Source organism: Cellulomonas sp. Root485 (assembly GCF_001426705.1).
In the GTDB taxonomy this organism is placed as follows: Bacteria; Actinomycetota; Actinomycetes; order Actinomycetales; family Cellulomonadaceae; genus Cellulomonas.
In genome coordinates this window covers 616,641-639,315 of the sequence record NZ_LMFC01000003.1, presented here as the reverse complement: position 1 = coordinate 639,315, position 22,675 = coordinate 616,641, and the positions used below count along the sequence as shown (strand labels likewise).

At 72.0% G+C, this 22,675-nt stretch carries 25 protein-coding genes; 12 read left to right on the top strand and 13 right to left on the bottom strand.

What is annotated here, in order from left to right; translation table 11 throughout:
- Positions 1 to 15 precede the first annotated feature (15 nt).
- Together ASD16_RS16875 and ASD16_RS16870 are read left to right on the top strand one after the other, a co-directional pair.
- Positions 16 to 945 carry an aldo/keto reductase family oxidoreductase gene (locus ASD16_RS16875; protein WP_055920093.1) on the top strand — a complete coding sequence of 310 codons (930 nt, stop codon included), beginning with the start codon at positions 16 to 18 and terminating at the stop codon, positions 943 to 945.
- A 53-nt stretch (positions 946 to 998) separates the two neighbouring features.
- Positions 999 to 1,403 carry a VOC family protein gene (locus tag ASD16_RS16870; protein WP_055920091.1) on the top strand — a complete coding sequence of 135 codons (405 nt, stop codon included), beginning with the start codon at positions 999 to 1,001 and terminating at the stop codon, positions 1,401 to 1,403.
- Here ASD16_RS16870 and ASD16_RS16865 read toward each other — a convergent pair.
- Genes ASD16_RS16865 through ASD16_RS16855 form a run of 3 tightly spaced genes read right to left on the bottom strand, consistent with a single transcriptional unit; the run spans position 1,400 to position 3,778 of the window.
- Positions 1,400 to 2,260, bottom strand: a complete 861-nt coding sequence (locus ASD16_RS16865) for a sucrase ferredoxin (protein ID WP_055920667.1) — start codon at positions 2,258 to 2,260, stop codon at positions 1,400 to 1,402. The genes ASD16_RS16870 and ASD16_RS16865 overlap by 4 nt on opposite strands.
- A gap of 22 nt (positions 2,261 to 2,282) precedes the next feature.
- On the bottom strand, positions 2,283 to 3,533 hold the full coding sequence (locus ASD16_RS16860; protein WP_235523374.1) for a cupin domain-containing protein: 1,251 nt from the start codon (positions 3,531 to 3,533) through the stop codon (positions 2,283 to 2,285).
- Complete coding sequence (locus ASD16_RS16855; protein WP_055920661.1) at positions 3,533 to 3,778, bottom strand: hypothetical protein; 246 nt, start codon at positions 3,776 to 3,778, stop codon at positions 3,533 to 3,535. Before ASD16_RS16855 ends, ASD16_RS16860 begins: the two co-directional genes overlap by 1 nt.
- Positions 3,779 to 3,904: 126 nt before the next feature.
- Between ASD16_RS16855 and ASD16_RS16850 the strand changes: the two genes are divergently transcribed.
- From ASD16_RS16850 to ASD16_RS16840, 3 genes are read left to right on the top strand one after another with little or no spacing between them, the layout of a single operon-like run.
- Positions 3,905 to 4,240, top strand: coding sequence for a helix-turn-helix transcriptional regulator (locus tag ASD16_RS16850; protein ID WP_055920086.1), 336 nt, complete (start codon positions 3,905 to 3,907; stop codon positions 4,238 to 4,240).
- A complete protein-coding gene (locus ASD16_RS16845; protein WP_055920083.1) occupies positions 4,227 to 4,700 on the top strand; it encodes an SRPBCC domain-containing protein in 474 nt (157 codons plus the stop codon). Before ASD16_RS16850 ends, ASD16_RS16845 begins: the two co-directional genes overlap by 14 nt.
- On the top strand, positions 4,697 to 5,146 hold the full coding sequence (locus tag ASD16_RS16840; RefSeq protein ID WP_055920080.1) for an SRPBCC domain-containing protein: 450 nt from the start codon (positions 4,697 to 4,699) through the stop codon (positions 5,144 to 5,146). The genes ASD16_RS16845 and ASD16_RS16840 overlap by 4 nt, the downstream gene beginning before the upstream one ends.
- On the opposite strand, the gene ASD16_RS16835 is transcribed toward ASD16_RS16840, so the two are convergent.
- The gene (locus ASD16_RS16835) at positions 5,143 to 5,481 is read right to left on the bottom strand and encodes an iron chaperone (RefSeq protein ID WP_055920076.1); all 339 of its coding nucleotides are present in this window, start codon (positions 5,479 to 5,481) and stop codon (positions 5,143 to 5,145) included. The two genes, ASD16_RS16840 and ASD16_RS16835, sit on opposite strands and share 4 nt — an antisense overlap.
- A gap of 1 nt (position 5,482) precedes the next feature.
- Positions 5,483 to 5,773, bottom strand: coding sequence for a DUF4287 domain-containing protein (locus ASD16_RS16830; RefSeq protein WP_055920073.1), 291 nt, complete (start codon positions 5,771 to 5,773; stop codon positions 5,483 to 5,485).
- A 239-nt stretch (positions 5,774 to 6,012) separates the two neighbouring features.
- On the opposite strand from ASD16_RS16830, the gene ASD16_RS16825 reads away from it, so the two are divergent.
- Complete coding sequence (locus ASD16_RS16825) at positions 6,013 to 10,143, top strand: CARDB domain-containing protein (protein WP_055920071.1); 4,131 nt, start codon at positions 6,013 to 6,015, stop codon at positions 10,141 to 10,143.
- 68 nt (positions 10,144 to 10,211) lie between these two features.
- Here the strand turns inward: ASD16_RS16825 and ASD16_RS16820 are convergent, their stop codons facing one another.
- Positions 10,212 to 10,481: a DUF1905 domain-containing protein gene (locus ASD16_RS16820; protein ID WP_055920068.1), complete on the bottom strand. Its 270-nt coding sequence runs from the start codon at positions 10,479 to 10,481 to the stop codon at positions 10,212 to 10,214.
- Positions 10,478 to 11,296, bottom strand: a complete 819-nt coding sequence (locus ASD16_RS16815) for an alpha/beta fold hydrolase (protein WP_055920066.1) — start codon at positions 11,294 to 11,296, stop codon at positions 10,478 to 10,480. Before ASD16_RS16815 ends, ASD16_RS16820 begins: the two co-directional genes overlap by 4 nt.
- Before the next feature lie 38 nt (positions 11,297 to 11,334).
- On the opposite strand from ASD16_RS16815, the gene ASD16_RS16810 reads away from it, so the two are divergent.
- Both ASD16_RS16810 and ASD16_RS16805 read left to right on the top strand, forming a co-directional pair.
- Positions 11,335 to 12,273: a sigma-70 family RNA polymerase sigma factor gene (locus tag ASD16_RS16810; RefSeq protein ID WP_055920063.1), complete on the top strand. Its 939-nt coding sequence runs from the start codon at positions 11,335 to 11,337 to the stop codon at positions 12,271 to 12,273.
- An 84-nt stretch (positions 12,274 to 12,357) separates the two neighbouring features.
- Positions 12,358 to 12,756 carry a hypothetical protein gene (locus tag ASD16_RS16805; RefSeq protein WP_055920062.1) on the top strand — a complete coding sequence of 133 codons (399 nt, stop codon included), beginning with the start codon at positions 12,358 to 12,360 and terminating at the stop codon, positions 12,754 to 12,756.
- Here ASD16_RS16805 and ASD16_RS16800 read toward each other — a convergent pair.
- The 4 genes from ASD16_RS16800 to ASD16_RS16785 all read right to left on the bottom strand — a co-directional run bounded on the left by ASD16_RS16800 (position 12,749) and on the right by ASD16_RS16785 (position 16,547).
- Positions 12,749 to 13,936: a low temperature requirement protein A gene (locus ASD16_RS16800; protein WP_055920059.1), complete on the bottom strand. Its 1,188-nt coding sequence runs from the start codon at positions 13,934 to 13,936 to the stop codon at positions 12,749 to 12,751. The genes ASD16_RS16805 and ASD16_RS16800 overlap by 8 nt on opposite strands.
- Before the next feature lie 86 nt (positions 13,937 to 14,022).
- Positions 14,023 to 15,093 carry a lytic polysaccharide monooxygenase gene (locus ASD16_RS16795; protein ID WP_055920056.1) on the bottom strand — a complete coding sequence of 357 codons (1,071 nt, stop codon included), beginning with the start codon at positions 15,091 to 15,093 and terminating at the stop codon, positions 14,023 to 14,025.
- A gap of 138 nt (positions 15,094 to 15,231) precedes the next feature.
- Positions 15,232 to 16,074, bottom strand: a complete 843-nt coding sequence (locus ASD16_RS16790; protein ID WP_055920052.1) for an alpha/beta fold hydrolase — start codon at positions 16,072 to 16,074, stop codon at positions 15,232 to 15,234.
- Positions 16,071 to 16,547, bottom strand: a complete 477-nt coding sequence (locus tag ASD16_RS16785; protein ID WP_082570920.1) for a MarR family winged helix-turn-helix transcriptional regulator — start codon at positions 16,545 to 16,547, stop codon at positions 16,071 to 16,073. The genes ASD16_RS16790 and ASD16_RS16785 overlap by 4 nt, the downstream gene beginning before the upstream one ends.
- A gap of 77 nt (positions 16,548 to 16,624) precedes the next feature.
- Between ASD16_RS16785 and ASD16_RS16780 the strand changes: the two genes are divergently transcribed.
- Positions 16,625 to 17,776 (top strand): FAD-dependent monooxygenase, encoded by a 1,152-nt coding sequence (locus tag ASD16_RS16780; protein ID WP_055920046.1) that lies wholly within the window; start codon positions 16,625 to 16,627, stop codon positions 17,774 to 17,776.
- Positions 17,777 to 17,802: 26 nt separating this feature from the next.
- Entirely contained in the window at positions 17,803 to 18,990 is a 1,188-nt protein-coding gene (locus tag ASD16_RS16775) for a winged helix DNA-binding domain-containing protein (RefSeq protein WP_055920043.1), read from the top strand.
- On the opposite strand, the gene ASD16_RS16770 is transcribed toward ASD16_RS16775, so the two are convergent.
- Positions 18,962 to 19,618 (bottom strand): alpha/beta hydrolase, encoded by a 657-nt coding sequence (locus ASD16_RS16770; protein ID WP_235523373.1) that lies wholly within the window; start codon positions 19,616 to 19,618, stop codon positions 18,962 to 18,964. The genes ASD16_RS16775 and ASD16_RS16770 overlap by 29 nt on opposite strands.
- Before the next feature lie 237 nt (positions 19,619 to 19,855).
- On the opposite strand from ASD16_RS16770, the gene ASD16_RS16765 reads away from it, so the two are divergent.
- Complete coding sequence (locus tag ASD16_RS16765) at positions 19,856 to 20,812, top strand: helix-turn-helix domain-containing protein (protein ID WP_055920040.1); 957 nt, start codon at positions 19,856 to 19,858, stop codon at positions 20,810 to 20,812.
- Between the two features lie 61 nt (positions 20,813 to 20,873).
- On the top strand, positions 20,874 to 21,977 hold the full coding sequence (locus ASD16_RS16760) for an AI-2E family transporter (RefSeq protein ID WP_055920037.1): 1,104 nt from the start codon (positions 20,874 to 20,876) through the stop codon (positions 21,975 to 21,977).
- On the opposite strand, the gene ASD16_RS16755 is transcribed toward ASD16_RS16760, so the two are convergent.
- Positions 21,974 to 22,609, bottom strand: coding sequence for a LysE family translocator (locus ASD16_RS16755; protein WP_055920034.1), 636 nt, complete (start codon positions 22,607 to 22,609; stop codon positions 21,974 to 21,976). The two genes, ASD16_RS16760 and ASD16_RS16755, sit on opposite strands and share 4 nt — an antisense overlap.
- Between the last annotated feature and the right edge of the window lie 66 nt (positions 22,610 to 22,675).

Genomic DNA, 22,675 nt, shown 5'->3' with positions numbered 1-22,675 from the left:
ACGCAGCATGAGGCGATGAAGACCTTCACCCTGCCCGGAACAGACATCGTCGTGCCCAACGTGGTGCTCGGGCTGATGCGCATCGCCGACAAGTCCGACGACGAGATCCGCACCCTGGTCGCCGCGGGACGCGACGCGGGGATCACGATGATCGACCACGCCGACATCTACGGCGGCGCGATGCACGTGTGCGAGCGGCGGTACGCCGAGGCGCTGCGGCTGACCCCGGCCGACCGTGCCGAGGTCGTCATCCAGTCCAAGTGCGGCATCGTCCCGCCCGACGGCTTCGACTTCTCCTACGAGCACATCATCGAGTCGGTGGACGGCTCGCTCGCCGCGCTCGGGACCGACTACCTCGACATCCTGCTGCTGCACCGCCCGGACGCGCTGGTGGAGCCGGAGGAGGTGGCGCGCGCGTTCGACGAGCTCGAGGCTGCGGGCAAGGTGCGTGCGTTCGGGGTGTCCAACCAGACGCCCGGGCAGATCGCGCTGCTGAAGAAGTTCGTGCGCCAGCCGATCGTGGCCAACCAGCTGCAGCTGTCGATCACGCACTCGTCGATCATCGCCCGCGGGGTGGCCGCCAACATGCAGGCCGAGGACCAGTCGATCGACCGCGACGGCGGCATCCTCGACTACTGCCGCCTGCACGACATCACCATCCAGGCGTGGTCCCCGTTCCAGGCGGGCTTCTTCACCGGCGTCTTCCTCGGCTCGCCCGACTACCCGGAGCTCAACGCGGTGATCGACCGGCTGGCCGCGAAGTACGACGTCCCGGCCATCGCGATCGCGACCGCCTGGATCACCCGGCACCCCGCGCAGATGCAGGTGATCCTGGGCACGACGAGCCCCGACCGGGTCACGGGTGCGGCGCAGGGCTCCGACATCCCGCTGACGCGGCCGGAGTGGTACGAGCTGTTCCGGACGGCGGGGTACATCGTCCCGTAAGTGGTCAGGATCGAAGAAGCGGTGCCGGGAACCGCGCTCCTAGGGTCGGTCTCATGACGATCTCACTCCAGTACACCAACATCACCGTCAGCGACGTCGACGAGGCGCTCCCCTTCTACCGGGACGCCCTGGGCCTCGAGGTCACGCAGGACGTGTCCGCCGGCGACCACCGCTGGGTCACCCTCGGCAGTGACGCCCAGCCCGGTCTGGGCATCGTGCTGTCCGACCCCCACGCCGGCCGTTCGCAGGCCGACGGCGACGTCATCCAGGAGCTGCTCGCCAAGGGCGTCCTGCCGATGCTCGTCTTCGCCTCTGACGACGTGGACGCGACCTTCGAGACCGTGAAGGCGTCCGGCGCCGAGGTGGTCCAGGAGCCGACCGACCAGGGCTGGGGCCCGCGCGACTGCGCGTTCCGTGACCCGTCGGGCAACCACATCCGGATCTCGCAGGCGTCCTAGGACTCGATCCCGGCGAGCGACCACTGCCGCACCGGCAGCGCCTGCGTGGCGGCGCAGGTGGAGAGCAGGGGTGCCGACGACGTCTCGACGAGCCCGACGGTCACCGGACCGTCGGGGGCGTCGAGCCGGACGGACCAGCCGTCGGGCGTGCGCTGCTCGCCCAGCGGCGGGTAGGCGTCGAGGCGGTGGTCGCCGAGCTGTTCCCGGGCGAAGTGCTGCGCGGCCTGCACCGGGTGCGAGTACGCGCTGCGGCCGCGCAGGAGTCGCGGGTCGACCTGTCCGGCGAGGTAGGCGTCGGCCACCGTGACCGCGTCGCCGTCGTCGACCCAGCCGTAGTACAGGCCGTGCGGGAGCAGGACCATCGTGCCCGCGAACCGGTCACCACCCAGGTGCGAGCACTCCCAGGTCTCCTCCGGGTACCGCGTCGCCAACCGCGCCGCGACCACCCGCCCGCGGACGGCACAGCACTGGTCGTGGCGGCCGTGGGCGCAGACGGCGAAGACGGGCCGGTCCGACGGCACACCCGCAGAGCCGTCGAGCGGCACGTCGAGCAGGTCGCGGGCATCGACGACGTGGCCCCAGCGCACCGACTCCCGGCCGGGGCGTGAGTCGACGAGCGCCCACCGGACACCGACCTGCGGGGCTCGTCGGCCCGGGCGGCGGATGGCGAGCGGGCGGATCCCGTCGCCCTCGATCCGGTGCACCAGCGCTCGGCCGAGGGCGTGGTCGAACGGCGGGTCGAGCAGCGCGTGCCGTCCCCACGCGGCCTGGTTCTCGACCAGGAACCAGCGGTCGCCGTGAGAGCCGGTGGCGACGAGCGGGTCGCCGCGGTCGCGGGCGCCGTCGCTGCAGGGCACCCACTCTCCGCTCACGACGAGGTCACGGCGACGTCACCACCACGCCCTCGCGCAGCAGGCGGCGGACGACGACGAGCGCGCTGGCCAGGTCGAGCCCGGGGAGCGACCCGACGGTGACCGGGTCGCCGGTGCGCAGCGCCTCCAGGGCCGGTGCCGCCTCGACCGGCAACGACAGCACGGTGCCCCGAGCGGTCAGCTGCACGCGGTCGCCCGCGGTCTCGATGCGGCCGCCGTAGCCGCTGCGCCACCGGACCCGGGTGTGCTCGGTCAGGCCCGTGATCGCGTCGAGCGTGGCCAGCGGGGCGACCGGCTCCGGGCGGGTGTCGCGGTCGAACCGGGCGCCGAGGCGCCTCGCGGTCAGGCTCGCCGGGTCAGTGGATTGCAGCGCCGCGACGAGGTCGATCACCGTCTCCTCGACGATCGGGCGCAGCTGGTCGGGGTCGCTGACGTCGATGCCCATCGGGAGGGAGGCGCGCAGGGCTGCGGAGTCTCCCACCAGGCTCAGGAGCGTGTCGACGACGTCGGCCCGGGTGTACGCGGACAGCCCGACGGTCAGGTGGATGGACGTGTCACCGAGAGCGGTCGCGGAGTGGATCCAGCCGCGCGGCAGGTACAGGGCGTCGCCGGGGCGCAGGACCCGGTCGATGACGGGCGTACCGCGGCCGGCGTCGGCGACCGCGGCGCGGTGGTCGGTCCACACCTGGTCCTGGAGCGGGTCGGGGTGCACGGGCGCGTGGATGACCCAGTGCTTCTCGCCGGAGACCTGCAGGACGAACACGTCGTGGGTGTCGTAGTGCGGCGAGAACCCCTGCGACGACGGCGGCGTGACGTACGCGTTGACCTGCGCGGGGTGCCCCAGCTCCTCGACGAGCTCGCGCGTGAAGTCGACCAGCGGCGGCCACATCCGGTGCAGGCCCTGGAGCACGATCGTCGCGCCCGCCGCGAACTCGGCGAGCACCTTGTCGCTCGACACCTGGTCGGACACCGCGGCGCCGTACCCGCCGGACGCGGTGAACCGGTCCGGCGCCAGCACGGAGCCCTCGTGCGCCAGCCGGACGAACGGCGTGCGCAGGGCACGTCGGCCGACGAGCTCGTCGACCGCCGCCGGGGAGAACAGGTCCGTGAAGTCGTCGTTCGCGGGGGAGAGCAGGGCGGTGCGGCCCCAGAACTCGTCGGCGAACTGTTCGGTCGGGACGCCGATGCAGCGGGAGAGCGCGGACCGCAGGACCGGTCCGCGCTCTCGTTCCTGCCGCCTCAGGATGCGCTCGGGCACTACGCCGAGCCGTCCGCCCCGCCGTCGTGCCCGCCGGGGTTCGCGCCGCCGTCGGCCGGTCCTTCGCCTGCGGAGCCGTCGGCGCCCCCGTCGTGCCCGGCGGGGTTCGCGCCGCCGTCGGCGGGTCCCTCGCCTGCGGAGCCGTCCGCGCCGCCGTCGTGACCGCCCGGGTTCGCGCCGCCGTCGGCCACGCCTTCCCCTGCGGGTGCCGGCTCGGTGGTGATGTCGTCATCGTTGATGCTCATGGACACTCCCCTCGTCTCGCAGCAGTGCAGCGGCGTCGCCGCCTTCGCGAGCGTATGCGCTTGACGAGCGGCGCGCCGCAGGAGCACTCTTCAACCAAGAGGTTGCACAACCGAGAGGTTTCACAGGTGGATCCGCTGAGCGCGACGTTCGCTGCCCTCGCCGATCCGACCCGCCGGGCGATCCTCGCCCGGCTGGCCGACGGCGAGGCGACCGTGGCCGAGCTGGCGGAGCCGTTCGACATGACCACGCAGGCCGTCTCCAAGCACCTCCGGGTGCTCGAGGAGGCGGGTCTGATCACCCGGGGCAGGCGTGCGCAGTGGCGTCCGAGCCGACTCCGCGAGGACGCGCTGGACGACGCCACCGACTGGCTCGAGCACCACCGGGCGGCGTTCCGGCAGCGCTTCGACGCCCTGGACCGCGAGATCGCCGCGATGCGGAGGGAACACGATGGGAACCACTGAGCTGATCGTCGAGCCGGGACGGCAGGACGTCGTCGTCGTGCACGACTTCGAGGCGCCGCCCGAGCTGGCGTTCCGCGCCTACACCGACCCCGAGCGGATGCCGCGCTGGAAGGGGTCGGAGCGGTTCGCGGTCGTCGTGGACGAGCACGACCTGCGGGTCGGCGGGCGGTGGCGGCTGGTGATGACGCGCGCCGACGGCACCGAGTACCCGATGCGCGGGGTCTTCCACGAGGTCAGCGCGCCGCACCGCCTCGTGTCGACCTCCGAGTTCGAGCCCGGCGGTCCGGGGGCGCTGCAGCTGGTGGTCGAGACGTTCGAGCCCACGCCGACCGGGTGCCGGCTGACGTCGGTGTCGCTCTTCGCGTCGGTCGAGGACCGCGACGGCTGGGTGCCGTCCGGCGGGCTGGAGTCCGGGACGCGCGCGTCGATGGCCCTTCTCGACGAGGTGCTGGCGTCATGACCGACCTCGAGGTGCAGCGGGCGTTCGACGCCCCGGCGAGTGCCCTGTGGGCCGCCTGGACCGAGTCCGACGTCGTGCGCGCGTGGTGGGGACCGCAGGGGTTCACGTGCCCGGTCGCGCGGATGGACGTGCGGGTCGGCGGGGTCTCGCTCGTCGCGATGCGGACGCCCGACGGGGTCGACCTCTGGAACACGTGGACCTACACGCGGATCGTCGACGGCGAGCGGCTGGAGTTCGTCAACGGGTTCAGCGATGCCGACGGCGGCTCCTACGACCCGCAGGAGCTCGGCTTCCCGGCCGGCATCCCGCGCGAGGTCCCTCACGTGATCACGGTGCGCGACGGGCTCCTGACCGTGGTCGAGCGCGGGTACGCCGACGCGCAGACCGCCGAGCTGTCCCGGCAGGGCCTGGAGTCGTCGCTCGACAAGCTCGCCGCGACGCTCTAGGGGTGCCGGGCGCGCATCGCGACGGCGATGCGCTCGACGAGCTCGGTCGGCACGGGGTTCTTGTAGAGGAGCTTCACGGTGTCCTTCGCCGCGCGGTACGGCGCCACCTCGGCCTCCAGCTCCGCTTCCAGGGGTGAGACCGGGTAGATCCCGACGTGGTGCTTCCAGCCGGCGAAGTGGAGCGCGTACCGGTCGCTCAGCATGAACGCGGGCATGCCGTACCGGATCCGCTCCTCGGCGCCGGGGAGCGCACGACGGAGCGCCTCGGCGACCTCGGTCAGGATCGGGCGGACCTCGTCGGGGAACGTCGCGATGTAGTCGTCGGTCGCGTTCATGTCAGCTGGGCTTCGTGGCCTTGCCGTCGAGCCACAGCGTCTCGGACTCGTCGCGGTGCACGCCGTCCGTGCCGACGTGCTTGGTGCTGATGGTGGGCCCCTTCGAGATCACGTGCCACAGCGCCATGGCGTGTCCGCGGCCGAGGCCGTAGTCGTCTGCCAGCCAGGTCACGACGCCGGCCGCCTTGGCGCCCGGGGCGTCGAGGCCCTTCGCGTGTGCGATCTCCACCAGCTGTCGCGGCGTGAGACCGGTCTTGTCCTCGATGGTGTCCAGGTAGGCCTGGAACGACATGGGTGTCCCCTCTCCGTCCTGGAAAACCTAGCGTGACCCTGACACGCACCCTTGACGGGATGTGCGACATGTTCGTAATGTCGCACCTCACTACTGCAAGAACTCGACAAACAGAATGCACAAAGCCGTGCATCCCGGTCGCGATGAACCGCACTCATCTCGCCGTCCCACTCCGCACCTCGGTCGCTCTCGCGCGCCCGGGGTCGACCCCGCAATGACGCGGGAGAACGAGGACGTTCATGAGAACTCGGTTGAAGCACGCGATCGTGGCCGGTGCCACGATCGCGCTCGTCGCGCCCCTGGGCGTCGCGCTCGTCGCACAGGGGGCGTCCGCCGCGCCCGTGCTGCTCTCCGCGGGCAAGCCCGCCACCGCCAGCAGCTCGAACCAGACCTACGTCGCCGGCAACGTCACCGACGGGAACCAGGCCAGCTACTGGGAGTCGGCGAACAACGCGTTCCCGCAGTGGGTCCAGGTGGACCTCGGCGCGGCGGCGACGGTTACCGACATCACGCTGAAGATCCCCGGCGGCTGGGGTGCCCGGAACGAGACCGTCACGCTCCAGGGCTCCACCGACGGGTCCAGCTTCACGACGCTCAAGGCGTCGGCGTCGTACGCGTTCACCGGCGGCAACGCGGTCGCGGTCGACGTGACCGACACCAGCGCCCGCTACGTCCGCGCCGCCGTGAGCGCCAACACCGGCTGGCCCGCCGCGCAGCTGTCCGAGGTCGAGGTCTACGGCACCTCCTCGACCCCGCCCGTCGACCCGCCCGAGGGCAGCAACCTCGCGCAGGGGCGGCCGATCACCGCGACCTCCGTGCAGCAGGCCTACGTCGCCGGCAACGCGGTCGACGGCTCCACCGCCACCTACTGGGAGGGTGCGCCAGGCGCGTACCCGTCGAGCCTCACGGTGTCGCTGGCCGCGCCGTCCACGCTCACGGGAGTCGTCGTCAAGCTGAACCCCGACGCCGCGTGGGGCAACCGGACGCAGACGTTCGCGGTCGAGAGCCGCACCGGCAGCGGCTCGTGGAGCACCCTCAAGGCCTCCGCGGCCTACGCGTTCAGTCCGTCGTCCGGCAACACGGTCACCGTCCCGGTCAGCGGCTCCGCGACCGACGTCCGGCTCGTGTTCACCGCGAACACCGGCTCGTCCAACGCCCAGGTCGCCGAGCTCCAGGTGTTCGGCACCACGACGCCCGTGCCGACGACCCCCGACCTCCAGGTCGCACTGACGACGAACCCGATCACGGTCACACCGACGCAGGCGATCTCGGTCGGCGCCACGGTCCGCAACTCCGGGACCGCCGGTTCGGCCGCCACCACCGGCGTCGTCGCGATCGGTGGAACCACCGTCGGCACGGTGAACGTCCCGGCGCTCGCGGCCGGTGCGCAGACCACCATCACCGTGAACGCGGGCACCCGAGCCACCGGCACCTACCCGCTCACCGTCACGGTCGACCCGGCGAACACCGTCGCCGAGTCCGACGAGACCAACAACGTGGCGTCCGGCTCGGTCGTCGTGTCGTCCGGTCCTGAGCCGACCACGGGAGAGGACCTCGCAGCCGCCCGCCCGGCGACGGCGTCGTCGACGGAGTTCTCGTTCGTCGCCGGGAACGCGGTCGACGCCGACCCGAACACGTACTGGGAGGGCGCCGGCGGCGCCTACCCGAGCTGGCTCGCGGTGAACCTGGCGTCGCAGTCGACGCTCCAGCAGGTGGTCGTCGGCGTTCCGCCGGTCGCCGCGTGGGGTGCGCGGACGCAGACCTTCTCGATCGAGGGGCGCGTCGGCACCGGGGCGTGGACGTCGCTGAAGGGGTCGGCCGCGTACGCGTTCGCGCCGGGATCGGGCAACAAGGTGACCGTCCCGGTCAGCGGGTCGGCCACGGACGTCCGGCTCGTGTTCACCGGCAACACCGGTGCGGGCAACGGGCAGGTGTCCGTGCTCCAGGTCATCGGCCTGCCGGCACCCAACCCGGACCTCACCGTCACCGCGGTGACGGCCAGCCCGGCGTCGCCCGTCGAGACCGCCACGATCACGCTCTCCGCGACCGTGCGCAACGGCGGCAACCTGGCGTCGGCTGCGACCACGGCTGACCTCACCGTCGATGGGACGAAGGTCGGGAGCGTGAATGTCCCGGCGATCGCGGCGGGGCAGTCGACGACCGTCTCCGCGGCCATCGGCACCCGCCCCGCTGGGTCATACACGATCGGCTCGGTCGTCGACCCCGCCAACACCGTCGTCGAGCAGAACGAGGCGAACAACGGCTACAGCAACCCCACCAAGGTCGTCGTGACCGAGGCGCCCGGCCCGGACCTGCAGGTCCTCGCCATCGCGTCGAACCCGGCCAACCCGGCCGTCGGCTCGTCGGTCTCCTTCACGGTCACGGTGAAGAACCGGGGCTCGTCGGCCGCGGCCGCGTCCACCACGCGGCTCGTCGTCGGCAGCACGACCCTGAACGGTGCGACGGGGCCCCTGGCTTCCGGAGCGACGGCCGCCGTCGCGATCAGCGGCACGTGGACCGCCGCCACCGGCGGGGCCACATTGACCGCCACGGCCGACGCGACGAACGCCGTCGCGGAGACCAACGAGAACAACAACACACTCGCGCAGTCGATCGTCGTCGGACGCGGGGCGGCCGTCCCGTACACGTCCTACGAGGCCGAGGCCGGCACCTACACGGGCACCCTGCTCGAGGCCGACGCGGTGCGGACGTTCGGGCACACCAACTTCGGCACCGAGTCCTCGGGCCGCAAGTCGGTGCGCCTCACCAGCCAGGGCCAGTACGTGCAGCTCACGTCGACCAACGCCACCAACTCCATCGTGATCCGGAACTCCATCCCGGACGCGGCGGGCGGCGGCGGCCAGGACGCGACCATCAGCCTGTACGCCAACGGGACCTTCGTGCAGAAGGTGACGCTGTCGTCACGGCACAGCTGGCTGTACGGGACGACCGACCAGCCCGAGGGCCTCACCAACACGCCGGGTGGCGACGCCCGCCGGCTGTTCGACGAGTCCCACGCGCTGCTCGCGCAGTCCTACCCGGCGGGCACGGTGTTCCGGCTGCAGCGCGACGCCGGTGACACGGCGGCGTTCTACATCATCGACCTGGTCGACCTCGAGCAGGTGGCACCGGCGCTCCCCAAGCCCGCGGAGTGCACCTCCATCACGACCTACGGTGCCGTCCCGAACGACGGGCTCGACGACACTGCGGCGATCCAGGCAGCCGTGACGGCCGACCAGAACGGCCAGATCAGCTGCGTCTGGATCCCCGAGGGGCAGTGGCGGCAGGAGAAGAAGATCCTCACCGACGACCCGCTGAACCGTGGGATGTACAACCAGGTGGGCATCTCGAACGTGACGATCCGCGGGGCCGGCATGTGGCGCTCGCAGCTGTACTCGCTGATCGAGCCGCAGGACGCGAACACCCTCAACCACCCGCACGAGGGCAACTTCGGGTTCGACATCGACAAGGGTGTCCAGATCTCCGACATCGCCATCTTCGGCTCCGGCCGGATCCGCGGCGGCGACGGGAACGACGAGGGCGGCGTCGGGCTCAACGGCCGGTTCGGCACGGGCACCGCGATCAGCAACGTGTGGATCGAGCACGCCAACGTGGGTGTCTGGGTGGGCCGCGACTACGACAACATCCCCGAGCTCTGGGGACCCGCCGACGGCCTCCAGCTCACCGGCATGCGCATCCGGAACACCTACGCCGACGGCATCAACTTCTCCAACGGCACCCGGAACTCGCGGGTGTTCAACTCGTCGTTCCGCACCACCGGTGACGACGCGCTGGCCATCTGGGCCAACCCGTACGTGAAGGACCGCACCACCGACAACGCCCACGACAACCACTTCGTGAACAACACGATCCAGCTGCCGTGGCGCGCCAACGGGATCGCCATCTACGGCGGCTCCAACCAGTCGATCGAGAACAACCTCGTCTACGACACGATGAACTACCCGGGCATCATGCTGGCGACCGACCACAGCCCCCTGCCGTTCGGCGGGACCACGCTCATCGCCAACAACGGTCTGTACCGGACCGGCGGGGCGTTCTGGAACGAGGACCAGGAATTCGGGGCCATCACGATCTTCCCGAGCACCCTGGACATCACCGGCGTCACCATCCGGGACACCGACATCGACGACTCCACCTACGACGGCATCCAGTTCAAGAACGGCGGCGGCGTCGTGCCGGACGTCCGGATCACGAACGTGCGGATCACCAACTCGCGCAACGGTGCCGGGATCCTGGCGATGAGTGGGATCCGCGGCAACGCGATCCTGTCGAACGTCACGTTCTCCGGGAACGCGACCGGCAACGTGGTCACCCAACCGGGCAGCCAGTTCGTCATCACAGGGAACTGACCTCCGCCGAACCCGACATGAGTGACGTCATGAACGTCATCGCGACACTCATGTCGGGTTCGGCACGGTCAGGTCGTGCGCGCGAGCAGGCGGACCTCGACCAGCTCGCCCGCTGCGCTCTTGCCGATCGTCGTGCAGAGGGCCTTGCGCAACGGGAGCCAGTGCGGGCCCGAGCCCGACGGCATCAGGGTCGCGGCGAACTCGTGGCCGTCGAGCGTGCCGGTCACCTTGACCGCCTTGCGGGTGCCGAGCAGCTCCGCGGAGCCGTCGAGCTCCAGGTAGGTGGCGAAGGCGCCGTCCTTGCGGATGGGCGTGGTGAAGGTGGCGTCGAGGCTCATGCGCCCAGGATCTCGCGGAGTCGCGCCGCGAACGCCTCGGGCTGCTGGGCGAACCCGATGTGGTCGCCGGGGAAGAGGGTCGGCTCGATGCCGAGCAGGTCCGCGAGCGCCCGTGACGTCCGGTCGCACAGCTCGCCGGCGGACTCCTCGCCGATGCCGACGACGAGCCGCGTCGGTGCCGCCCTGAGCGCCTCGATGTCGGGCCGGAACCGCACGGTCGCCCGGAGCATGTGCGCGAACTGGAAGTGCTCGTCGAGCGCGTCCTGACCCTCGCGCGGCGTGCCGAAGAACATCTCGAACACCTCGTCGGGCATCTGCAGGTTGCCGATCTCCATGAACTGCTTCCACGCCGAGCGGGTGTCGCCGGTCAGGTAGGTGGCGATCATCTGCTCGGTCCTGTCGTACAGGTCGGCGTGGTCGGGGAGCAGCTCGTCGAGGGGCGGCTCGTGCGGGATGGCGGTGTGCACGAGCTCCGGCGCGCTCTCCACCAGGGCCAGGACGGTCACGGCTCCGCCCGACGAGCCCAGGACCGTCGCGGGTCCCGCGTCGACGTGCCGGAGAAGCGCGGCCAGGTCGGCGGCCCGCTCGACCGGCGTCGAGTCGCGGTCGGGATGGTCGACCGAGCTGCGGTTGATGCCGCGGGGGTCGGTGGTGAGCACGGTGTGGTCGGTGGCGAGCAGGTCGGCCAGCGGGGCGAACGCGGTGGCGTCCATGGGGGCGCCGACGAGGGCGATCAGCGGGCCGGAGCCGCGCAGCTCGTAGTGGAGCCGGGCGCCGGGGACGTCGAGCGTGGTGGCGGTGGTGAGTGTGGTCATACAGGTAAGACTTGCGCGACGGGGGAGAATCATCGGTCATGACGGACCTGTCCGAGGTGGACACCTTCACCGAGCAGCTGGCGCCCCTGCGCGGTGAGCTGCACGCGCACTGCTACCGGATGCTCGGCTCGGTGCACGACGCCGACGACGCCGTGCAGGAGGCGCTGCTGCGAGCCTGGCGGGCGATCGACGAGTTCGAGGGACGCAGCTCGTTGCGGTCGTGGCTGTACCGCATCGCCACCAACGCGTGCCTCGACCTCATGGCCCGGCGCGGCCGTCGCGCGATGCCCGTGGACCTCGGACCGTCGAGCGAGCACGCCGTCGTCGGCGACCTCCCGCTGACCGACGCCGCCTGGCTCAGCCCGTACCCGGACGCGCGCTACGAGCAGCGCGAGTCCGTGGAGCTCGCGTTCGTCGCCGCCCTGCAGCACCTGCCCGGCAACCAGCGTGCCGCGCTCCTGCTGTTCGAGGTGCTGGGCTTCTCGGCCGCCGAGATCGCCACGTGGATGGACACGACGACCGCGTCGGTGAACTCCGCGCTGCAGCGGGCGCGGGCGACGGTCGCGGCGAAGGTACCCTCCCGCGACGCCCACCCCGCGGCCGACGCCCGCGTGCGGGAGGTCGTCGCGGCCTACTCGTCGGCCCTGGAACGCGGCGACGTGGACCTGCTCCTCTCGCTGCTGACCGAGGACGTCACCTGGTCGATGCCGCCGCTGCCGCACTGGTACCGCGGCCGTGCGGCGGTCACCGAGTTCGCGACCACGATCGCGTTCACGTGCGGCTCCTGGCAGCACGTCCCGACGAGCGCGAACGGCCAGCCCGCGGTGGCGTCGTACCTGCGAGCACCCGGCGACGACGTGCACCTCGCCTGGTCGATCGACGTCCTGACGCTCCGCGGCGACCACGTCGCTGCACTCACGGCCTTCATCGGCCCGGAGCACTTCGAGGCGTTCGGCCTGCCGCTCACGCGCGCCTGACCCGTCCGGGTGACCGCGGCCTGATCCGACGTCGTCCGGTCGGTGCCCGCCCTACTGTCGTGCGCGACGGAGGTGGGGCTGACCATGGAGATGGCCATCTTCTGGCTGCTGCTCTTCGCCGGGATCTGGCTCGGCGCCCGTGCGCTGCGGTCGAGGGGACAGACGGCACGGCGGAGGCAGGGCCGGCCGCCGCTGTCGCTCGGCGCGGAGCTGCTCCGGCTGCTGGTCCTCCTGCTCCCGTGGGGGCTGTTCCTGGCGATCGGGGCCTATGCGATCGAGCGGAACTGCTACGAGGACGAGGGTCCCTTCATCGACCTCGTCCCCGGCGTCACGGTCGAGGAGTACTGCACCGCGGCGCTCCAGGAGCGGTTTCCCGGCACCCTCGGCGCGGTCTCGGTGTTCTTCGCGGGCGTGGCGCTCGTCTGGACGGTGTCGATCCTCGTGTTCCGCGCGTCCGAACGGCGCCGCGCCCTCGTCAGCTGACCTCGCGACGCCGGCGCCCGTCGGCCGGCTTCTCCAGCACCAGCCACACGACGACGGCGACGAGGATCCAGACGAGCAGACCGACGTGCAGGTCGGGCCAGACGAACAGCAGCAGCAGGGGAACCACGACGCTCGGCACGCCCCGGAGCAGGATCCACCGGCGGCCCTTGCCGACGAGCAGAGCGGTCACGACGCCGAGTGCGCAGTAGGCGGCCACCGTCCCGCACAGCAGGGCGCGGTACTGCTCGGGCAGGTGCTCGTGCGTGTGCTCGACGGCGACCCCGAGGGCGGCGGCCAGGGCGGCCAGCGAGCCGGTGAGCAGGGCGTGCAGGAGCATGACGATCCGCGGCGCGACCACGCGCGGCTGCAGCTGCGGGATGCCCGCGGTCCCGTGCAGCAGGCCTGCGGCCCACACGGAGGCCAGCAGCGTGAACGCGCCGAGCGAGACGACGGCCGTCGCACGGTCCCACTGCGCGGAGTCGGCGGCAGCGTCGATGATCTGGATCAGCCCCTCGCCGAGCACGATGATGACGAAGAGACCGAGCCGCTCAGCGAGGTGCTCCTCCTCGGTGTGCTTCCCCTCGATGCTCAGGAGCCCGGCCGCCGGTCCGCCGCGGCGGCGCGAGGTCTTCACGCGCTCGAGCCGCTCCTCGGCCTCCTGCAGGGCGCGCTCGCCGGACGTCAGGAGCAGCACCGCCAGGTCGATGACGATCCCGACCCCCCACAGCCAGTACCGCTGCGGCGCGTCGACCCACAGCGAGACCAGCCAGGGCAGCGCGCCGAGCCCGTACTGCGCGAGCGGCCAGTCGAGCAGGACCCTGCCCCGCTGGACGACCGCCCCCGCGTACCAGCGCAGCGCGACGTAGGCGATGACGAACGCGGAGGCGCGCGAGCCGTGGATCCCCGGCACGGAGGCGGCCATCACCGCGAGGCCGAGCATGGCGGTGATCAGGACCCGGGTCTTGGCGTCGTCGCCGGCGACGTTGCCGTAGACGGCGAACCCGGCCCAGGAGATCCAGAACGCCAGGTACAGGACGGCGTACAGCCCGAGCGTGGTCGGTTCGGTGTCCTCGTGCAGCAGGTGCGCCAGCTGGCCGATGCCGGCGACCACCACCAGGTCGAAGAACAGCTCCTTCCAGGTGGCGTGGCGCTCGACGGTCGCGACGGGCTCGGATGCCATGCGGAAAGTAGACCGTACGGGCCTGCCCACGGGAACGCCCGCCCGCCTCCGGACCGGAGACGGGCGGGCGTCAGTGCGTCACTGCGTCAGTGCGAGCCGCAGGTCGCGGTCAGGCCGCTGCCGGTGCCGTTGGCGATGAAGCCGGCGGTCGCCGTGCCTCCCGCCGGGACGGAGCCGTTCCACGCGGCGCTCGTGATGGTGTTGGCGCCCGACAGGGTGCCGTTCCATGCCTGGGTCACCGTCGCGCCGCCGATCGCGGCGTGCCAGCCGGTCAGTGCGGTCGAGCCGGCCTTGACCGTGACCTCACCGACGAACGAGCCGTTCCAGGCGTTGACCACCTTGACCGTCGCCGTGCAGGAACCGGTGCCACCGGTCGGCGTGGGGGTCGGGGTGGGGGTGACCGTCGGGGTGGGCGTCGGGGTCGGCGTCACGGTCGGGGTCGGCGTCGGCGTGGCGGTCACCGTCGGCGTCGGGGTGGGGGTCGGCGTGGTGTTGCCGCCACCGATGTTGATGTCGCTGCACAGGTAGTACGGCTGGTCCAGGTGGCTGGCCTGCCAGATGGTGAACAGGACCGCGCGGCCGCTACGACCGGACAGGTTCAGGTCCGTCTGGTAGAGCCCGGTGGTGCCGTAGCGACCGGTCTCCTTGACGAGGTCCAGGTCGTCCCAGCCGAGCGCCTCGGTGGTCGGGTCGAAGCCGGCCTTCGAGACGTAGATGCGCAGGTAGTCGGCACCGTGCTTGGCGCTGTCGGTCAGTGTCAGGGTGAACGACGTCGGCACGCCCTTGGCCACCCAGGGTCCGACCGCGTCCATGGCGTTGTAGCGGGGTGCCTGCGTGCGACCGCCCGAGCAGAGCTGGCCGTTCGGGATGACGGCCTGGTGGTTGCCACCCACGTTCTCGCGGTAGAGCCCGTTCCAGTTCCACATGGCGTTCGGGTCGGCCTGCCAGGCCTGCCAGCACATGGGGTCCTTCTGCTCCATGGTCGGGTCGAGGTGGTTGGCACCCCACCGCTCCCAACAGCCGTAGGCGCGTTGCGGCGGGTCGGTCACCGACCCGTGGGCGGAGGCGGGCTGTGAGGTGACGATCGCGGCCACCAGCGCCATGGTCACCGCGAGGAGTGCGGTGACCAGCGTGCGTGGGCGTGCTCGGACTGACATGGGGTATCCCCTTCTCGAAGACGTCGACGTTGACCCCCCGGGAGCGCCCACCGCCAGGCAACCGGTTCCCTGACGGGTGACGGGGGCGTCCGTCCACCCTCACGACGAGTTCGCGCGGTGACCAGGCACCGAAGCGATTCACCCGCGCGGGGCGTCGACTTTCGAGAGCAACCAGTCCAGGGCGTCGGTCGCGGCGGTCAGCACCGAGACGTGACCGTCGCCCGGGCGCAGCCAGAGCTCCGCCGACGGGATGCGGTCGGCCAGCCAGAGCCCGTGGCTGCTGGGCACGACGCGGTCGGCGTCGCCGTGCAGGAGAAGGACGGGTGCGGTGATGGTCGCAGGGTCGAACCCCCAGGGTGCGACGTAGGCGAGGTCGTCGTCGACCATCCCGCCGATGCCGTCCTCGAGCGCCTCGCCCGCGATCCGGCCGAGCCAGCCCCAGTCGCCCTCGAGCGTCGCGTGGTCGGTCGCCGTGAACATCTCGGGGTCGTACTCGCTCGCGCTCAGCACCTGCTCGATCGCAGCGCGGCCCTCGACCGCGGCGCGCAGCTCGGCGGTGCCGCCGGGGTTGATGCCCGCGAACCAGTCGAGGCCGTCCGCCGGGTACGGCGCGAGGCCCGACCCGCTGACCGCCGCGACGACCCGGTCTCCCAGGAGCGCGGCGCAGGCCAGCGCGTGCGGCCCGCCGCCGGAGTGGCCGAGGACGGCGAACCGGTCGAGACCGAGGGCATCGGCGATGGCCTCGACGTCCCCCGCGGCCGACGCGATGTCGCGACCGGGGTGCGGCGTCGAGCCGCCGTAGCCGGGTCGGTCGTAGGACACCCAGCGGATGCCGCGGACGGCGCTCGCGGGCAGCAGGGGCTCCGGTGGGGTGCCGACGTTGGGTGTGCCGTGGTGCCAGACGACGGTGAGGACGGGATCGTCGACGGGGACGTCGTAGGCGCGCAGGGTGCGGCCGTCGCGTGCGGTGACCTCGATCATCGACTCTCCTTCAACAGCTCGATCTCCTCGCGGTTGATCTGGCTGGCGCGCGCGAAGAGCTCGTTCGCCAGCTCGATCTGCTCGTCGGTGAGGGTGTCCAGGTAGGCGGCCCAGCGGGCGCCGACGCGGCCGTAGATCGGCCCGACCTGTTCGAGGACCTTGTCCACGTCCGCCGTGACGATGACGCGCCGCCGGTCGGCCTGGTCGCGCCGGCGGCTGACGTAGCCGGCCTTCTCCAGCCGGTCGATCACCGCGGTGATGGCGCCACCCGCGCTCAGACCGGTGCGTTCCGCCAGCTCCCCGGGCGTGGCCGGGCCCTGGGTCATCAGCAGGCTGACCGCCTGCAGGTCCGTGCCGTTGAGGCCGCCGGTGCGCGCGACCGCGTCCTGGAACAGCACGGCGTTCGCCATGAAGTCGCGCATGACGTCCGCCATGCGCGCGATGGACTGCTCCCGCGTTGACACCGATTCCATCGGCCTCTACTCTCTCGCAATACGAGAGACTCTAGATTCGAGAGTCTCGTACTTCCACGGTATCAAAGGGGGACGCCATGCCCAGAGCACTCGTCATCGGTGGCGGGGTCGCGGGCCCCGCGGCCGCCCAGCTCCTCGCGCGGGACGGCTGGGACACCCGCGTGTTCGAGGCGCACGCGGAGCCCGACCCGTACGCGGGTCTGTTCCTCAACGTCGCGACGAACGGCCTCGCCGTCCTGGGGACGCTCGGGCTGCGGGAGCGGCTGCTCACCGACGGCCACCGCGCCGGGCGGATGGTCATGTGGAGCCGGACCGGCAAGGAGCTCGGCGTGGTGCCCAACGGCCCGGCGCGCGAGCCCGAGCGCGGCAGCGTCATCGTGCGCCGCAGCTGGCTGCACCAGGTGCTGCGTGAGGGGTCCGACGCGGCGGGGGTCCCGACGACGTACGGCGCGCGGCTCGTGTCGATCGACCAGGACGCCCACGGCGTGCGCGCCACGTTCGCCGACGGGACGGTCGCCGACGGCGACCTCCTCGTCGGCGCCGACGGCATCGGCTCCCCGACGCGGCGGCACATCGACCCGGGCGCCCCCGAGCCGACCTACAGCGGGCTCGTCGGGGTCGGTGGCTTCGCCCGCGTGCCCGGGCTGGAGCCGACGCCCGAGACGCAGCACTTCGTCTTCGGCGCCCGCTCGTTCTTCGGCTACCTCGTGCGCGCCGACGGCACCACCTACTGGTTCGCCAACGTCACCGCGCCCGACCGGGACGCGACCGTCACGCTGGCCGACCTGCGCGCGCTGCACTCCGACGACCCGTACCCGGTCCCGCAGATCCTCGCGGCGACGACCGACGAGCTCCGTCCGTACCCGATCGACGACCTCGTCGGGGTGCGGCACTGGAGCCGCGGCCGGGTCGTCGCACTGGGGGACGCCGTGCACGCCACCAGCCCGAGTGCGGGGCAGGGGGCGTCGCTGGCGCTGGAGGATGCGGCGGCGCTGGCCGGGTCCCTGCGTCGCGAGAGCGATCTCGCGACCGCGTTCGCCGCCTACCAGGCGGCCCGGCAGCCGCGGACCGATGCCGTCGTGAAGTACGCCCGCGCGATCAACGCGCAGAAGCGGGTCACCAGGAGCCGCCTCGGCGTGGCGATCCGGGACGCGATGATGCCGATGTTCCTGCGCAGGGCCGCGAACGACACCCGCAACGACTGGCTCTACAACCACACGGTCGGCTGAGAACGGTCTGCTGAGAGGATCACCGCATGATCCACCTCGACGACGACGAACGGCGCGCGCGCCTGGCTCGTCGGCACGCCGTGGCACCGCGGTTCCGGGTCGCCACCGTCGAGGCCGCGGCCGACGCGATGGTGTGCCTGCACGCCACCGACCCGGCCGGGCTGTACCTGTCGGCCTGGGCGCGCGTCGACGGGTTCACGGTGCCGGACCTGGACCGCGCGTTCTACGACGACCGCACCCTGGTCAAGCACCTCGCGATGCGCCGGACGCTGTTCGCGGTCGGTCGGGACCTGCTGCCGGTCGTGCAGGCCGCGTCGAGCGACAAGGTCGCCGGCGTCGAGAGGCGTCGGCTGGAGAAGGAGGTCCGGGAGGCGGGCTTCGTCGAGGACGCGTCACGGTGGTTCGACGAGGTGACGACGGCCGCCGTGGCGGGCCTGGCCGACGGGCCGCTCACCGCGGCGCAGCTCCGGGAGCGCGAACCCGTGCTGGAGGGGTCCATCGCGTACGGCCACGGGAAGTCGTGGGCGGGGTCGTTCCCGGTGGTGTCCCGCGTGATGACGTGCCTGCAGGCCGCCGGGACGATCGTGCGCGCCGGGAACCTCGGCTCGTGGACGTCGTCGCGACCCACGTGGGCGCTGGCGGCCGACTGGCTGGGGGAGCCGATCCCGTCGGTCCCCGAGGACGAGGCCAGGGCGGAGCTGGTCGAGCGGTGGCTGCGCCGGTTCGGTCCGGGGACCACGCTCGACCTGAAGTGGTGGCTCGGCTCGACGCTGACGGCCGTGCGCCAGGCGCTGCGGGACGTCGGCGCGGTCGAGGTGTCGCTGGACGGCGGCTCGTCCGGCTGGGTGCTGCCCGACGACACCGACCCCGTCGGCCCCGTCGAGCCGTGGGTCGCCCTGCTGCCCGCGCTCGACCCGACCACGATGGGCTGGTCCGAGCGCGACTGGTACCTCGGACCGCACCGCGCTCAGGTGTTCGACACCGCCGGCAACGGAGGCGCGACCATCTGGGTCGACGGGCGGATCGTCGGCGGCTGGTCGACGAAGGACGGCGCCGTCGACCTGGTCCTGCTCGAGGACGTCGGCGCCGACGCACGGTCAGCGCTGGACACCGAGGCCGACCGGCTCACCGCGTGGCTGCACGGCACGTCGGTCCTGCCCCGGTTCCCGGCGCCGCTGGTCAGCGTCAGCCGACCGCCGCAATCGCCTGCTTGATCAGGTCCGCGACCTCGTCGGGGTGGCTGATCATCGCGACGTGCGAGCTGTCGATCTCGACCGTCGTCGACCCGGCACGCGCGGCCATCGCCCGCTCGGCCTCAGGAGGGATCACGCGGTCCTGCGACGCGACCAGGTACCAGGACGGCAGCGTCCGCCAGGCGGGCGGCCCGGACGGCTCGCCGAGGGTGGCCAGCGCGGCGGGCCGCTGCGAGACCGCCATGATCGCTGCCGTCTCGGGCGGCAGGTCCTGGCAGAACGCCTGCGGGAAGACCGCCGGGTCCAGGTAGGCGTCGGCGTTCCCCTCACCGGCGTCGGGGAACGGCCGCACGACGATGATCTGGGTGAGGTCGGGCGGCGGGCCGTCGCTGCCCAGGGCGGTGGCGGGACCGACCGCCTCACCCTCCTCGAGCGCGAATGCGGCGATGTACACGAGTGCCTTGACGTTGTCGGCGCCCACGGCAGCGTTCGTGATGACCGCGCCGCCGTAGGAGTGCCCGACCAGGACGACCGGACCCTCGATCGTCGACACGAAGGAACGGACGTACGCCGAGTCCGCGGACACGCTGCGCAAGGGGTTGGCCGGCGCGTACACGGTGTGCCCGGCGGCGGTCAGGCGACTGATCACCCGCCCCAGCCGGAGGCGTCGGCAAAGGCTCCGTGGATCAGGACGACGGTGGGGCTCATGGTCTGTTCCCTTCGGGCGGCGTGACGGGTGACGCCAGTCTCCGTCCGGCCAGGCGGCGGGTGGGTGGACGGGACGTGCACGGTTCTGGTCCGTCCGTGCACGATCCGGTCTGTCGGACGCGGGGGCTCGGCGCTTACGGTGGGGACGTTCGCCGTGTCCGACATGTGAGGTTTATCCATGAGCCTTGTCCTGCGCTCGGACGACCTGCCGCCCGACGACCGCATCGAGCTCATCCGCGACGCCATCTGGGCCGGTGTCCTCCCGGTCGAGATCGACTACGACCGGCCCGCCGCAGACATCGAGGTGCTCTGCCGGGTCGTCGAGGCGGGACCCGTCAACTTCTCGTCGGCGCGGTCCACCCCCACGATGCTGCGCCGCACACCGCGCCTGGCCCGGCAGGACCACGAGCCGACGGTGTTCCTCGCGGTGCAGGTGGCGGGCACCACGATGGTCGCGCAGGGCGACAACCAGGCGGTGCTGCGCGCGGGCGACATGGCGGTCTACGAGAGCACCCGCCCGTACACCGTGCTGAACACGGACCGCACGGAGCTGCACTACTTCCAGGTGCCGCGCGGCGCGCTCGCCCTGCCCGAGGGCACGATCGACGCGGTCGCCGGGCTGCGCATCGGACCGGACAACAACGCGCTCGCGGCCGTCGTCGCGCCGTACTTCGACACGCTCGGCAGCACCGACGTCCTCGACCACCCGACCGCGGCCGAGCTCGTCGCCGGGCCCAGCATCGACCTGCTCCGCGCGCTCATCACGACGCACCTGGCCGACGAGCCGGCCGCGGCCGCACCGCTGCAGGGCTCGCTGGTGCCCCGCGTCCAGGAGTACGTGCGCAGGCACCTGGCGGACCGGGACCTGTCCGCGGCGACCATCGCCGCGGCGCACCACGTGTCCGTCCGGCACCTGTACGCGGAGCTGGAGCGCGCCGGCGTCGGGCTCCAGGACACCATCCGGTCGCTGCGGCTGCAGGAGTGCCGGCGGGCGCTGCGCGACCCGGCGTCCGCGCACCTGACCGTGTCCGGCATCGGCGCCCGCTGGGGATTCGTCGACGCCTCCCACTTCGGTCGCGTGTTCCGTCGCGAGTACGGCATGACTCCCCGCGAGTGGCGCGCCGCCCCGGGCTGAGCCGCCGCGCTATCTTGCGAGCACCCGCTCGTGGACATCGTCGAAGGAGCCCGCGCGACCCATGGCATCGCCCCAGGGCCTCGCGCCCTCCACCCGGACGCTGCTGTTCCTCTCGGCCGCCGTGGTCGTCCTCGCCGGCGTCCACGCCACGCGTGAGGTGCTCGCCCCGCTGTTCCTCGCCGCGGTGCTCGTCATCATCGTGCACCCGATCCGGCACCCCCTGGAGCGCCGCGGCTGGCACCGCGCCGCCGCGACGACGGTCGTCATCGCCGTCGTCTACCTGATCCTGCTCGTCCTGATCGCCATGCTCGTGTTCGCCGGCATCCAGTTCGCCGGGCTCGTGCAGGAGTACCTCTCCGAGCTGCAGGACGCGGTCGGCGGGGCCACCTCGTGGCTCGCGACGCTCGGGCTCGACCAGGAGGCCGTGAGCTCCGTGACGGACGCGTTCCAGCCGTCCCAGCTGCTGGGCGTCGCGACGAGCATCTCCGGGGCCGCCCTCGGTGTGGCGACCACCCTGTTCGTCGTCGTCACGTATGTCATCTTCATGTCCGTCGACGCCGCCCGGTACGACGGGGCGCACGTGCAGTTCGGGGCGACGCAGGGCAGCGTGCTCCGCCGCGCCACGACGTTCAACATCGGTGTCCGGCGTTACTTCGTGGTCAGCGCGTCGTTCGGTGCGGTGGTCGCCGTCATCGACGGGATCGCGCTCTGGGCGCTCGGCGTCCCCGCGCCGGCGGTGTGGGCGATCCTCGCGTTCGTCACCAACTTCATCCCGAACATCGGGTTCGTGATCGGTGTGGTCCCGCCCACGATCATGGCCCTCGTCGTCGGAGGCTGGCCGCTCGCCCTCGCCGTGATCGCCGTGTACAGCGCGGTGAACGTGGTGCTGCAGGTGCTGGTGCAGCCGAAGTTCGTCGCCGACGCCGTGAACATCACGCTCACCCTGAGCTTCGTGTCCGTCATCTTCTGGACCTTCGTCATCGGGCCGCTCGGCGCGATCCTCGCCGTGCCGCTGACGCTCCTCACGCGTGCGGTGCTGCTGCAGGGTGGGCCCGAGAGCGCCTGGTACTCGTGGCTGTCGGGCGAGGACCTGCCGAAGCCGCCGGCGGAGGAGCCGGACCCCGATCCCGAGCCTGCCGCCGTCGAGAAGCCGGCGGCGGACTAGCGACTGTCGAGCGCCAGCCTGGCGCCGAACGCGACCAGGACCGTGCCGGTGATCCGGTCGGTGACCTTCGCGACGGAGTCGCGGGCGAGCCAGCGCGCGGCGAAGCCCGTGGCCAGGATGATCACCGTGAACCAGGCCATGCCCAGGACGTTGTGCACCGCCGCGAGCAGGACGCCCATGAGCAGCGGCGAGGTGTCCGCGGGGACGAACTGCGGGATCGTCGCCAGGTAGAAGACGCCGATCTTCGGGTTCAGCAGGTTGGTCCACAGCCCGGTCGCGAACCCGTGCCAGATCGAGGCGCGGGGCGCGTCGACGGCCCCGGACGGCGCAGCCTCGCGCGGCCGCAGGCTCGCCCGGAACAGGTGGATGCCGAGCCACACCATGTACGCGGCGCCGGCGAGCGTGAGGATCCGGTAGGCCACCTCGGAGGCGGCGAGCAGGGCGGAGGCTCCGACGGCGGCGGCGATCCCCCAGACGAAGCAGCCCGCGTTGATGCCGGCCGCGGCGGCGAAGGCGTACCCGCGTCCGCGGCTGATCGCCGACCGCAGCACGAGCGCGGTGTCGATGCCCGGGATGATCGTCAGCAGCCCCGCGACGACGGCGAACCCGAGGACTGCCTGCGGCACGGTCACACGGGCCTCCGGGTCGGTGCAAGGAACGAGGTCGACGCGACACTAACGCGGTGGCAGGAGGTGACG